Source organism: Pseudomonas oryzihabitans (assembly GCF_032027545.1).
Lineage (GTDB): Bacteria > Pseudomonadota > Gammaproteobacteria > Pseudomonadales > Pseudomonadaceae > Chryseomonas > Chryseomonas oryzihabitans_F.
In genome coordinates, this window is the sequence record NZ_JAVSJB010000004.1 from 410770 (window position 1) to 423455 (window position 12686).

Annotated in this window: 14 protein-coding genes; 11 read left to right on the forward strand and 3 right to left on the reverse strand. The window is 63.9% G+C overall.

What is annotated here, in order from left to right:
• Positions 1 to 81 precede the first annotated feature (81 nt).
• The 10 genes from RND78_RS09240 (at position 82) to RND78_RS09285 (ending at position 8499) form a co-directional block, all read left to right on the forward strand.
• On the forward strand, positions 82 to 1020 hold the full coding sequence (locus RND78_RS09240; protein ID WP_312728008.1) for a 4-hydroxyproline epimerase: 939 nt from the start codon (positions 82 to 84) through the stop codon (positions 1018 to 1020).
• Positions 1017 to 2132: an FAD-dependent oxidoreductase gene (locus RND78_RS09245; protein ID WP_312728010.1), complete on the forward strand. Its 1116-nt coding sequence runs from the start codon at positions 1017 to 1019 to the stop codon at positions 2130 to 2132. The genes RND78_RS09240 and RND78_RS09245 overlap by 4 nt, the downstream gene beginning before the upstream one ends.
• The gene (locus RND78_RS09250) at positions 2126 to 2362 is read left to right on the forward strand and encodes a (2Fe-2S)-binding protein (RefSeq protein ID WP_312728012.1); all 237 of its coding nucleotides are present in this window, start codon (positions 2126 to 2128) and stop codon (positions 2360 to 2362) included. The genes RND78_RS09245 and RND78_RS09250 overlap by 7 nt, the downstream gene beginning before the upstream one ends.
• Positions 2359 to 3594, forward strand: coding sequence for an FAD/NAD(P)-binding oxidoreductase (locus tag RND78_RS09255; protein WP_312728014.1), 1236 nt, complete (start codon positions 2359 to 2361; stop codon positions 3592 to 3594). Before RND78_RS09250 ends, RND78_RS09255 begins: the two co-directional genes overlap by 4 nt.
• On the forward strand, positions 3591 to 4382 hold the full coding sequence (locus tag RND78_RS09260) for an AraC family transcriptional regulator (RefSeq protein ID WP_312728017.1): 792 nt from the start codon (positions 3591 to 3593) through the stop codon (positions 4380 to 4382). Before RND78_RS09255 ends, RND78_RS09260 begins: the two co-directional genes overlap by 4 nt.
• Positions 4379 to 5299 (forward strand): dihydrodipicolinate synthase family protein, encoded by a 921-nt coding sequence (locus RND78_RS09265; protein WP_312728020.1) that lies wholly within the window; start codon positions 4379 to 4381, stop codon positions 5297 to 5299. The genes RND78_RS09260 and RND78_RS09265 overlap by 4 nt, the downstream gene beginning before the upstream one ends.
• 532 nt (positions 5300 to 5831) lie before the next feature.
• A complete protein-coding gene (purE, locus tag RND78_RS09270) occupies positions 5832 to 6326 on the forward strand; it encodes a 5-(carboxyamino)imidazole ribonucleotide mutase (RefSeq protein WP_312728023.1) in 495 nt (164 codons plus the stop codon).
• A complete protein-coding gene (locus tag RND78_RS09275) occupies positions 6323 to 7405 on the forward strand; it encodes a 5-(carboxyamino)imidazole ribonucleotide synthase (RefSeq protein WP_312728025.1) in 1083 nt (360 codons plus the stop codon). Before purE ends, RND78_RS09275 begins: the two co-directional genes overlap by 4 nt.
• 128 nt (positions 7406 to 7533) lie before the next feature.
• Entirely contained in the window at positions 7534 to 7782 is a 249-nt protein-coding gene (locus RND78_RS09280; protein ID WP_058762286.1) for a GlsB/YeaQ/YmgE family stress response membrane protein, read from the forward strand.
• A 168-nt stretch (positions 7783 to 7950) separates the two neighbouring features.
• On the forward strand, positions 7951 to 8499 hold the full coding sequence (locus RND78_RS09285; RefSeq protein ID WP_312728027.1) for a DUF3299 domain-containing protein: 549 nt from the start codon (positions 7951 to 7953) through the stop codon (positions 8497 to 8499).
• Between the two features lie 67 nt (positions 8500 to 8566).
• On the opposite strand, the gene RND78_RS09290 is transcribed toward RND78_RS09285, so the two are convergent.
• A complete protein-coding gene (locus RND78_RS09290) occupies positions 8567 to 8944 on the reverse strand; it encodes a glutaredoxin family protein (RefSeq protein WP_059228783.1) in 378 nt (125 codons plus the stop codon).
• Between the two features lie 141 nt (positions 8945 to 9085).
• Here RND78_RS09290 and RND78_RS09295 point away from each other — a divergent pair, with 141 nt between their 5' ends.
• Positions 9086 to 9757: a uracil-DNA glycosylase family protein gene (locus tag RND78_RS09295; RefSeq protein ID WP_312728028.1), complete on the forward strand. Its 672-nt coding sequence runs from the start codon at positions 9086 to 9088 to the stop codon at positions 9755 to 9757.
• On the opposite strand, the gene RND78_RS09300 is transcribed toward RND78_RS09295, so the two are convergent.
• Positions 9754 to 10260: a hypothetical protein gene (locus RND78_RS09300; RefSeq protein WP_312728029.1), complete on the reverse strand. Its 507-nt coding sequence runs from the start codon at positions 10258 to 10260 to the stop codon at positions 9754 to 9756. The genes RND78_RS09295 and RND78_RS09300 overlap by 4 nt on opposite strands.
• Positions 10257 to 12650 carry a hypothetical protein gene (locus RND78_RS09305; protein ID WP_312728032.1) on the reverse strand — a complete coding sequence of 798 codons (2394 nt, stop codon included), beginning with the start codon at positions 12648 to 12650 and terminating at the stop codon, positions 10257 to 10259. Before RND78_RS09305 ends, RND78_RS09300 begins: the two co-directional genes overlap by 4 nt.
• Positions 12651 to 12686: the final 36 nt, after the last annotated feature.

Genomic DNA, 12686 nt, shown 5'->3' on the forward strand with positions numbered 1-12686 from the left:
TCGGCATTTCGATAGCCGACGTCCTGCAAGCCTTTTTCGCCTTTCTGCGCGACACTGGGATCTCTCTCACGGAGGTCAGCCATGCAGCGCATCCGCGTCATAGACTCCCACACCGGTGGCGAACCCACCCGCCTGGTGCTGGACGGTTTTCCCGATCTGGGCCACGGCAGCATGGCCGAGCGCCGCAGCCGTCTGGCCGGCGAGCACGACGCCTTCCGCCAAGCCTGCATGCGCGAACCGCGCGGCAACGAGGTGCTGGTGGGCGCGTTGCTGTGCGAGCCGGTATCGCCCGCGGCCAGTGCCGGCGTGGTGTTCTTCAACGAGGTCGGCTACCTCGGCATGTGCGGCCACGGCACCATTGGGCTGATCGTCTCCCTGGCTCACCTGGGCCGTATCGGCCCCGGCGATCACCTGATCGAGACCCCGGTGGGCGATGTCACCGCCACCCTGCATGACGACGGCAGCGTCAGCGTGCGCAACGTGCCCGCCTATCGCCATCGCCAAGGCGTGCGGGTAGAGATTCCCGGCCACGGCCCGGTCACCGGCGACATCGCCTGGGGTGGCAACTGGTTCTTTCTCTGTGCCGATCACGGCCAGCGCATCGCCGCCGATAATCTCGATGGCCTGCTCACCTTCAGCCTGGCCCTGCGGGGTGCCCTGGAGGCCGCCGGCATCATCGGCGCCCAGGAAGGCCATATCGATCACATCGAACTCTTCGCCGACGACCCTGACGGCGCCGACAGTCGCAGCTACGTGCTCTGCCCAGGCCGCGCCTATGACCGCTCGCCCTGCGGTACCGGTACCAGCGCCAAGCTGGCGTGCCTCGCCGCCGACGGCGATCTCGCGCCCGGCGCCGTCTGGCAGCAGGCCAGTGTCATCGGCAGTCGCTTCGAGGCCCATTATCAGCAGGGCGACGAGGGCCGCATCCTGCCGGTGATCCGCGGCCGCGCCCACGTCATGGCCGAAGCGACCCTGCTGCTAGCCGACGACGATCCCTTCGCCTGGGGTATCCCGGGGTGAAGCCCGTGGCGGACGTCCTCGTCGTCGGCGCCGGCATCATCGGCGCCAGCTGCGCCGCGACCCTGGCCGCGCGCGGCTGCCGGGTGCGGGTGCTGGACGCCGGCCTGCCTGGCGCCTCTGCCGCTGGCATGGGTCACCTGGTGGTGATGGACGACGACCCCGCCGAACTGACCCTGAGCGCCCGCTCCCTGGCGCTCTGGCGCGAGCTGGTGCCCCAGTTGCCGAGCACCGCCGACTACCGCAACTGTGGCACCCTCTGGCTGGCCCGCGACGCTGCCGAACTGGACCTCGTCGAGCAGAAACGTGCTCGCCTGGATGCCCAGGGCATCGCCAACCAGCCGCTGAACGCCACCGCCACCGCCGCCGCCGAACCGGCGCTGACCGCCCTGGCCGGCAGTCTGGAGGTGCCCGGCGACGGTCTGCTCTATGCCCCGGTGGTGGCCGCCTGGCTGTTGCAGCGCTCGCCGCTGATCGAATTCCAACGCGCCCGGGTGAGTGCCATCGAAGGCCCGCGCGTGCGCCTGGACGATGGCCGCTGGCTGAGCGCCGACGCTGTGGTGCTCGCCGCCGGCCTGCAGGCCGCCACTCTCTGCCCCGATCTGCCGCTGGTGCCCAAGAAGGGTCATCTGCTGATCACTGACCGCTATCCCGAGCGGATCCGCCACCAGTTGGTGGAGATCGGCTATGGCGCCAGTGCTCATGCCAGCAGTGGCGCTTCGGTGGCTTTCAATGTCCAGCCGCGACCCACCGGGCAACTCTTGATCGGTTCCTCGCGCCAATTCGAACGCCCGGATATGGCGGTGGAACCCGCCGTGGTCGGCCAGCTGCTGCGCCGCGCCCTGGACTTCCTGCCGGGCCTGACCCATACCTCGCTGATCCGCGGCTGGACCGGCCAGCGCGCCGCCAGTCCCGACGGCCTGCCCCTGATCGGCGCCCATCCCGACCAACCAGGTCTGTGGCTCGCGGTCGGTCACGAAGGCCTTGGCGTTACTACCGCTCCAGCTACCGCTGAAGCCATAGTCGCAGGCCTGTTTGGTGAACAACCAACGTTCCACGTGGAACCCTTCGCGCCCAGCCGTTTTACGAGCGCCCCGAGGAGCCAGGCATGCTGACCCTGTTCATCGATGGCGAACGGCTGGAGCTCCGTCCGGGCAGCCTGCTCACCGCCGCCCTGGCCAAGAGCCGCAACCCAGCGGCGCGCCGCTCGGTATCCGGTGAAGCCCGCGCGCCCTTCTGCGGCATGGGTGTCTGCCAGGAGTGCCGGGTGCAGGTCGACGGCGTCCGTCGCCTGGCCTGCCAGACACCCTGCCAGGACGGCATGCAGGTGGAGCGACTGCCATGATCGGCACTCATTGCGACCTGCTCATCGTCGGCGCCGGTCCGGCCGGTCTTGCCGCGGCGCGTGCCGCCAATGGCCGCGGTCTCAAGCTAGTGCTGCTGGACGACAATCCCTTGCCCGGTGGCCAGATCTGGCGTGCCCGGGCGGGTCAGGTCGCCACTGAAGTCGGCCAACTGCCAGCAGACGTCACCCTGCTGACCCAGACGCGCGTCGCCGCGGCCCTGGGGCCCCGCCAGTTGCTGCTGGAAGAGGCTGGCGGCAGCCGCACCCTGACGTTCGACACCCTCATCCTCTGCACCGGTGCCCGCGAACTGCTACTACCGTTCCCCGGCTGGACGCTGCCGGGCGTGACGGGTGCCGGTGGCTTGCAGGCGCTGATCAAGGGCGGCGTCGATGTCGCCGATGAGCGTATCGTTGCCGCCGGCACGGGGCCGCTGCTGCTGGCCAGCGCCGCCACCGCGCAGCAGGCCGGCGCACGAATCGCCCTGGTCGCCGAGCAGGCCAACCGCCGCGCCGTGCTCGCTTTCGGTTTGGGGCTGTGGCGCTGGCCGAACAAACTTCGCCAGGCGCTGACCTTGGCTACTCCCCGCTACCGGCCCGGCACCTGGGTCGAGGCTGCACTCGGCAGCGACCGCCTCGAGGCCGTCCGCCTGCGCCAGGGCGACCGTCGCTGGGAAGTGGCCTGCGACCGCCTCGCCTGTGGCTATGGTCTGGTACCCAACGTCGAACTGGCCCAGAGCCTGGGCTGCGCGACCCTGGACGGCGCGGTGGCGGTAGACGAACACCAGCGCACCAATCAGCCGCATATCCTGGCCGCCGGCGAATGCACCGGCATCGGTGGCAACGAACTGGCCCAGGCCACCGGCCGTATCGCCGGCCTGGTCGCCAGCGCCCAGCTCGACGCCGTCGCCAGCGTGCAGGCCGAGGCCCGTGCCTGGCGCCGCTTCGCCGTCCAGCTGGCCCGCACCTTCGCCCTGGATCCGGCCATTGCCCGCCTGGCCCAGCCAGACACCCTGGTCTGCCGCTGCGAGGACGTTTCCCTCGGCGCCCTGGTCGGCCACGCCGACTGGACCCAGGCCAAGCTGCACAGCCGCTGCGGCATGGGCGCCTGCCAGGGCCGTATCTGCGGCCAGGCCACCCGGGTCCTGCTTGGTTGGACGCCCCCGGCCCCCCGCTTTCCACTGCAACCCACCCGTATCGACAGCCTGCTGACCCTGACCGAGGACGAGAGATGAACGCCGCCGCCCACCTGGACGCCCTGAATCGCGCCCGGCCCGCCGACCTGCCCGCGCTGCTCGCCAGCCTGAGCCTGGTGGCGCCGCTGCTCGACGCCATCCCCGGCGTGGTGTTCTTCGTCAAGGACCTGGAGGCGCGCTATGTGTTGGTCAACCTGACCCTGGCCCAGCGCTGCGGTTACGAGAGCGTCGCCGAACTGCTCGGCAAGACCGCCGAGGAAGTCTTTCCCGCGCCCCTGGGCGGCGCCTACGCCGAGCAGGATCGCCGCGTACTGCGCGAAGGCCTGGCGCTGGATGACCAGCTGGAACTGCACCTCTATGCCGGGCGCACCCCGGGCTGGTGCCTGACCCGCAAGCTGCCGCTGCACGATGCCCAGGGTCGGCTGATGGGCATGGCCGGCATTTCCCACGATCTCCAGGCGCCGGCCGCCGATCATCCGGCCCACGCCAAGGTGGCCGAGGTCGACCGCTACCTGCGCGAGCACTATGCCCAGCCGCTCTCGGTGGGCGAACTGAGCCAGCGGGTGGGCCTGTCGGTCTCCCAGCTGGAACGCCAGTGCAAGCGCATCCTGCGCCTCACGCCCCAGCAACTGCTGCACAAGGCCCGGCTCGACGCCGCCTCGCGGCTGCTGGCCCGCAATCTGCCCGTCACCGAGGTGGCCCTGGCCTGTGGCTACACCGACCACAGCGCCTTCAGCCGCCAGTTCCGCCGTCTCACCGGCCTGTCGCCCCGGCAATACCGCGACTCTCTCAAGCCCCGTTCCCGTCTGGAGGAAACCCCCGCATGAGCACTCCCCGCGTCAACTGGAGCGGCGTCTTTCCCGCCGTCACCACCCAATTCAACGACGACTTCTCGATCAACCTGGAGAAGACCCACGGCGTGATCGCCAACCTGGTACGCGATGGCGTCTCCGGTCTAGTGATGTGCGGCACCGTGGGCGAGAACACCTCCCTGACCCTGGAGGAGAAGATCTCCCTGGTGGAAGTGGCCAAGGACGCCGCGGGCGGTCGCGTACCGGTGATCTGCGGCGTGGCCGAATTCACCAGCCTCAATGCCACCCGCACCGCCCAGGCGGTGGGTCGCGCCGGTGCCGACGGCATCATGCTCATGCCGGCCCTGGTCTACTCGGCCAAGCCCCACGAGACCGCCGCCCACTTCCGCAGCGTGGCCAGTGCCCTCGACCTGCCGCTGATGGTCTACAACAACCCGCCCATCTACAAGAACGACGTCACCCCGGACATCCTCATCTCCCTGGCCGATGTCGACAACATCGTCTGCTTCAAGGACTCCTCCGGCGACACCCGCCGCTTCATCGACGTGCGCAACGAGGTGGGTGACCGCTTCGTACTCTTCGCCGGGCTCGACGACGTGGTGCTGGAGAGCATCGCCGTGGGCGCCGAGGGCTGGGTCTCGGGCATGTCCAACATCTTCCCCACCGAAGGCGAAACCATCTTCCGCCTGGCCAAGGCCGGTCGCTTCACTGATGCCATGCCGCTCTACGAGTGGTTCATGCCGCTGCTGCACCTGGACGCCCGCCCGGACCTGGTGCAGTGCATCAAGCTCTGCGAAGAACTCGCCGGCCGCGGCAGCGCCCTGACCCGCCCGCCGCGCCTGGCCCTGCCCGAAGCCGATCGCGCCTTCGTCGAACGCCTGATGGCCAAGGCCCTGGAAAACCGCCCGCAGCTGCCGGACGTGGGGATCTGAGGCAAGCGGTAGTCGCAGCTTCTACCAAGGCGCCGCTTCCAGCGCACTATCCAGGCTAATCGCGGCCATGGGCCGCTCCTACAAAAGCATCACTCCCTGTAGGAGCGGCCCATGGCCGCGATAAACCGACATGCCATCCAGCCCTCTCCCGCCTGCGGGAGAGGGCTGGGGTGAGGGCGCTCTTCACCGCAGCCCGACCTTGAGCTTTGCGCCTCTAGCCCGCACCTTCGTCCCAAACCACCACCCATCCCCTGGACGTCACTCCCTGTCCGCCAACCGACAGACGATACTCGGCGTAGGAGCATTCTCCGCCCCGCTTTCGTCTATACTAAGCCGCTCATTTCCCAAGCCACGTGGTAGAACGCACGAAAGCTACTGCGCTCGGCCGAGCGGCGTTGAAAATCGTCTCAAAATGCTCATTTACCCGGCGTAAACTGCGCTTTTTCGACGATTTTCGCTTGGCTCGTCCTTCGCTCGCGACGCTTTCGCCCGCTCTACCTCCGCGTGGCTTCTGCATTTCAGAGGCACGACGATGAGCGCACTCGTAGGCGTGATCATGGGCTCCAAGTCCGACTGGTCCACCCTGAGCCACACCGCCGACATGCTGGACAAGCTGGGCATTCCCCACGAAGTGAAGGTGGTCTCCGCCCACCGCACCCCCGATCTGCTGTTCCAATACGCCGAAGAGGCGGCCGGTCGCGGCATCGAGGTGATCATCGCCGGCGCCGGTGGCGCCGCCCACCTGCCGGGCATGTGCGCCGCCAAGACCCACCTGCCGGTGCTCGGCGTTCCGGTGCAGTCCTCCATGCTCTCGGGCGTCGACTCCCTGCTGTCCATCGTGCAGATGCCCGCGGGCGTACCGGTCGCCACCCTGGCCATCGGCAAGGCCGGCGCCATCAATGCCGCGCTGCTGTCCGCCAGCATCCTCAGCGGCAAGTACCCCGAGTACCACCAGCGCCTGAACGCCTTCCGCGAAGAGCAGACCCGCACCGTGCTGGATAATCCCGATCCGAGGGACCAGGCATGAAGATCGGCGTCATCGGTGGCGGCCAACTGGGCCGCATGCTCGCCCTGGCCGGCACGCCGCTGGGCATGAACTTCGCCTTCCTCGATCCGGCGCCGGATGCCTGCGCCGCCGCCCTGGGCGAGCACCTGCGCGCCGACTACGGCGATCAGGATCACCTGCGCCAACTGGCCGACGAAGTCGACCTGGTCACCTTCGAATTCGAGAGCGTCCCGGCCGAGACCGTGGCCTTCCTGTCGCAATTCGTGCCGGTCTATCCGTCCGCCGACGCCCTGCGCATCGCCCGCGACCGCCTGTTCGAGAAGTCCATGTTCCGCGACCTGGGCATCCCCACCCCGGCCTTCGCCGACGTGCTCTCCCAAGCCGACCTGGATGCCGCCGTGGCCCGCATCGGCCTGCCGGCGGTGCTCAAGACCCGTACCCTGGGCTACGACGGCAAGGGCCAGAAGGTCTTGCGCCAGCCCGATGACGTCGCCGGAGCCTTTGCCGAACTGGGCAGCGTGCCGTTGTTGCTGGAGGGCTTCGTGCCCTTCACCGGCGAAGTCTCCCTGGTGGCCGTGCGCGGTCGCGATGGCGAGGTGCGCAGCTATCCGCTGGTGCACAACACCCACGAGAGCGGCATCCTGCGCCTGTCGGTGGCCAGTTCCGACCATCCGCTGCAAGGACTGGCCGAGGACTACGCCCGTCGCGTGCTGGAACAGCTCGACTACGTCGGCGTGCTCGCCTTCGAATTCTTCGAGGTCGAGGGTGGCCTTAAGGCCAACGAGATCGCTCCGCGGGTGCACAACTCGGGGCATTGGACCATCGAAGGCGCCGAGTGCAGCCAATTCGAGAACCACCTCCGCGCGGTGACCGGCTTGCCACTGGGATCCACTGCCAAGGTCGGCGAGAGCGCCATGGTCAACTTCATCGGCTCGGTACCGCCGGTGGCCGCCGTCACCGCCCTGGAAGACTGCCACCTGCACCACTACGGCAAGGCCTTCAAGGCCGGGCGCAAGGTTGGCCATGCCACCCTGCGCAGCGCCGACGCCGCGACCCTGCAGACCCGCATCGCCACCCTGGAAGCCCTGATCCAGGACTGATGCCACCCGGCTTCCGCACACGGAAGCCGTTTTCCCCTGAACCTCGGCGGATAACCGGTGGTCGGAGAGTACAACGACGCCTGCTGACCGGCGTTGTCTTACCAGCACTCAAACAGGGGATTCTTCACATGGGCATCATCGCAACCATCATCATCGGTCTCATCGTCGGCCTGGTTGCCCGCTTTCTCAAGCCGGGCGACGACAGCATGGGCTGGATCATGACCATCATCCTGGGCATCGTCGGTTCCGTGGTCGCCACCTACCTGGGCCAGGCACTGGGCATCTACCAGGCCGGCCAGGGCGCAGGCTTCATCGGCGCCGTGGTCGGTGCCATCATCGTGCTGTTCATCTACGGCATGATCACCAAGCGCCGCTAAGACGCGGCTTCGCCTCGGCGAAGCCCTAGCCGTACAGGTTTTCAGCCCTCGGAGTCGACCGTCGACCCGGGGGCTTTTTTATGGCGACCCACTAGGTTGCGTCGCGAGACTGGACCCCTGGCCCGCCGCGCCGCACACTCGGACTTTTGTGCCGTGTCCAACCTGCCCATGTCCAGACTGCTCCTCACCCTGCTGCTCGCCAGCCTGCCGCTGCTGACCCACGCCGCCAAGGGCGAACCCCCGGAAACCAACTGGCTCGACCTGCTCACCGCGGAAGACCGCCGGGCGCTGGAAACCATGCCCGAGATCACCCACAACAGCCCGGAGGCACCAGGCGGCTTCGGCTCGCCGGGCGGCCTCAAGCAAAAGGACAGTAAGCTGCCGGAGGTGATGCACTCCACCCGCACCGTCGCGGCCTTGAATGGCAAGACCATCCGCCTGGGTGGCTTTCCGGTGCCCCTGGAGAACGATGCCAAGGGCAACTTCCATGAGTTCTTCCTGGTGCCCTATCCGGGCGCCTGCATCCACGTCCCGCCGCCGCCACCGAACCAGATCGTCCTGGTGCGCTATCCCAAGGGCGTGCCGCTACCCGACATCTATGAACCCTACTGGGTCATCGGCACCCTGCACACCGAGGCGGTCGACAACGACCTGGCCGAGGCCTCCTATACCCTGGATGCCAGCAAGGTGCGCAAGGTCGAGGAAAGCGATCTATAGCGATCGTAGGCTGGGCCAAGACGGCTCAACCGTCGCAGCCTTGTCCACCACCACTCACCGCCAAACCCTAGGCCGGTTGCCGCTCGCCGTACCGCTGCTCCAGGTAGGCGATGATGTCGTCCGACTCGTACATCCACACGCTCTGGCTGCCTTCGTCGATGCGCAGGCAGGGCACCTTCACACGGCCACCGCCCTGTTCCAGCTCGGCGCGCAGCTGCGGGTCCTTCTTGATGTCCTTGAGCCGTATCGGCAGGTTCAGCCGATGCAGCGCCCGCCGCGTCTTCACGCAAAAGGGGCAGGCCTGGAACTGATAGAGCGACAGATGGGCCAGCTCTGCCTCGATGGCAGCCTGGGCTTGCTCGCTGCGCTTGAGCTTGCGCGGCCGGGTCACCAGATCCAGGCCGACGATCACCTGGCCGAGGCCGTTGCGTAGCAGATTGATCAACGGGATTCACCTTGAGGGGTCGTTCGAGCCGGGCAGTTTACCCTATCGTCCCAGGGCTGCCGTTCCGCCAGTCGTTACGGAACGTCACCCGCCAGGCAGGGCTCTACAGGAGGGATTAATTCCTCGATGGGGACCTGTTGCATGCCGCTGTCTTCCGCAGAGCGCGAGGCCTTTCGCCAACTCGCCGCCGATCTTCGGGGTATCGATCTTCCGGTCTACGAACACTTCGCCAAGGACCCGCTGGACCCCATCATCGGCCTGGGCGATCCCGACGCACCCCTGGGCTTCTTTGGCCGCGACCCAGGGCGGGACGAGGTCAAGTACGGCGAACCCTTCATCGGCAGCGGCGGCCAGATCGCCCGCAAGGTCCTCTACCAGCACCTGCACGGCCAGCCCCCGGCCGATTTCGACGCCAGCCGCAGCCTGAGCCAGCAATTTTTCTGGGCCAACACCGTGCCCTACAAACCCCTGGACAACAAAGCCTGGTCGGAACGGGTGAAGAAAACCTTCCATCCCCTGATGCGCCGCCTGCTGGTGGACCACTGGCACGGCACCCAGCTCATCACCCTCGGCCGCGAAGCCTTCCTCTGGTTTGGCATCGGACAATCGAAGGAGGAGCGCGCCCGCCTGGAAGCCTTCTGGAAGCGCGAAGACCGCTTCGACAGCAGCATAGAGGTCACCCTGGAAACGGAGGAGGGCAAGCGCAAGACGCTGACGCTCTATCCACTGCCGCATCCGTCGCCGTTGAATCAGACGTGGTATACGAGGTTTCCGGGGTTGTTGGCTGGGAGACTGAAAGAGCTACTGGATTAATCAGTGTCGATTTCTCGCGAAAAGCTCTCTCTTTGTAAGGTTTCAAATGCCGATGAGGTGATGCTTGTCTCCGAATTGCTGCATTTTAAGTTGGCTATTCGTTTGTTTCTTGCGTAAACAACAATTCCTGCTGCTTGGATAGATTCACCATTCGAAGCATCGGCTTGGGTTTTTGTTATGTCATAAATAAAATAGCTGTATGTTCCGTTTGAGAATCTTATTCTGTTTTCACCACCACCAGGATAGGGAGTGGCGCTAAGCTTGAATTTTTCTATTGATCCTTCCGTCAACTTAGGATAGATGAACTCTTTTTTTAGGCCTGTTCCGATCCGATACTGAATTTGATTAGCTGTCTTGCTCAGGCACAGGGATGCAGTTTTTTTTGTCAGAATACAATTAAATAGAGTGGCCTCTCCAGCACTACAAAGACTTTGATCTGGAAACTCGTCCGCGCAGGCAAGGCTGCAGGTCAACGTGAGCACCAATAATATCGATGTTTTCATTGCGTGATCCTTAGGTGCTTTTTTATCTTGCCTAGGCATTCCATTCTATCTTTAAAGCCATTCATGCCTCCGTTAATAGCTTTGCTCAATGCCATCGAGTCATCTGCATCCGCGAGTTTGTTTGCGTCAACCATGTCCCAGTATACAAAAGCAGACTCTATACCATACTGAAGTGATTCAGTGATAAGGTCTGGGTTTTTCACGAAGTCTCTTGGGTCATCGGGATTTGCCTGGTTGTGAATGTTGGTATATCGCCTATATGTATCTTTTCCGGTCAATTGGATTATGCCACGACCTCTGTACTTGTAACCCTCTCCGCTTTTTTCATCGCCATTTCCCATGCGCGATGAATAGACAAAGTTTAGAAGCGCTTCAGCATTTAGCGTGTATTTCGACTCTTCCGACCAGAGTTTTTCACGTTGCCTTCCTAAAATGCAGTCGTCATTTGCCTTGGAGTAATTTTTACTGCCCCCTTTGCAGCCAAACATTTCTCTCATTCGAGTTGCGCTATAGGTTCCGATTTCGGACTTGACTATAAAGCCGCTTTCATGACCTGTCTGAGCTAAGAAGTGAGCTATTCTAAGTGGTGTATTGACTCTATAGACGATGGCGTACTTATTTAAGAAAGGTAGAATTCGTTTGTAGTAGGATTTGTCCTGTTTTGGGTTGACAGTTTGAAGCATTTCCAGTGTGATGATTTCTGGCTGTTTGATGTTGAAAGACCTGCAAAGATGCTCTGGATTGATATGCCAAATCTTTGCATGGTCAAAGCCACTCAGTGTTGTCGAAATGGTGTCCCACCAAGTAAGATTTTTTATCGCCTCTTTTTGGCTTTCCCACGCGGTATTATTTCCATCCGCTGGTGCCAGCAGTGCGTCTAGCGAGCTCCATTTTTCTGAACTCCAAAACCATTCTGTTTCGCATTTGACGATAAGCGAGCTGACTTTTTGAAAGTGCCATAGTTTTTTTATGCTTTTTATGATTTCAGTGTTGATTACTGTGGTTGCGGGTAAGATGATTTCAGATATTTTTCTGAAGAGTGAACTCTGCTGTGCCTGCTGAATTTCGCTCTCATATCGTGTCAGCTCTGCTCTTGTAAGTTGAGAATTGATGCTTAAAAAATATGCCAGTTTCGATAGGTAGGCGGTTTCCTCTTCAATGAGTTCATGGTCCAGCCACTCCCACGGACTATGCCGACTGGTAATAAGCTCCTGCTCGCACAGCCATCCCTCTATCGGCTGTCCTTCGCTGTCCGCTAACACACCCTTAAAATGCCACCAGCGCTGTTCCGGCGTGCAAATGCTGCCTTCGTTGCGCGCGGGTACGACGATCTTGTCGGTGGCGGACAGGGCGTCCAGTTGGGCTTGGCTGAGAATGAGGTCCACGCCGACCTGAACGCCGGGATCGCTGATCCGCGGGGGATGATTGGCGTCGATGTCGGGTCTGTGAGTGATCAGTTTGCTGGCGCCGGCGTGGATCTTCAGCAGGGTCTTGTCGCTGTCGGGCAGCTTGGTGGCCCAAGCGCGGCTGCGTTCGATGAAGGCGGGGAGGTCATCGCAGCTGAAGGTTTCCAGGTGGATCTGCTGCCGGCCTTCGTAAAGACCCGGATGGCCGAGTAGCTCGCCGGCCTTGATGGGAAAGGGCTGGTCCAGGACTACCACGCTGTTCTGGGCCTTGGGCGCCGCCTCCGGTTTGAGGTAGCGGCGGGCGACGTAGCCGAGACCGACTTGCGACCGCCCCGGTAGGGGCCTCAAGCCATTGTCCAGTATCTCGATCAGCTGACACCAGTCGCCCGTACCCGAGATGCGGACCTGACTGCCGTTGTTCAGCTCGGCCTGGACGAGGGCCTGGCTGCTGGGCTTCTGCCTGACGTTGAGCTTGCCGCCCAGGGTACTGACACGGAAACGATCGTTGCCCCAGAAGGGCGGGCGTGGCAGGGCGGGGTTGGCCTCGTAGCCGGCCCAGTCCAGCAGGTGCATGTAGAGACTGAAGAACACTAGCGAAGGCGGGACTTCGGGATTGTTGGGCAGTTGCGGTGCCTCCAGGCGATGACGGACCAGGACGAAGCTGGTGGAGTAGGTCTTGCCCCGTGGCGTCGAGCCTGGGTCCGGCGCGATGCGATGCACCTTGTCGTCGATGCGATAGGCGACCACCTCGCCGTCGGCGATGCAGTGGATGCGTGACTGGTCCAGGTAGGCGGCGGTGCCTTCGTCGAAGTGCACGCCGCCGTGCCAGAGGCCGTTGCTGCCGAGCAGATAGGTGCCGCCGCGGGCGTGGGCCAGCGCCTGCTGGTAGAGCCGGGGATCGGTGACATCCTGGCCGCCCTTCGTCTTGAAGGGGTAGGCCCAGTTTTCTACCTTGGGCGGTTGTGCAGTGGGAGTGGTGGTCATGCTGCTGTCCTAGGCAAAGACCGCGTCGCCGCGGTG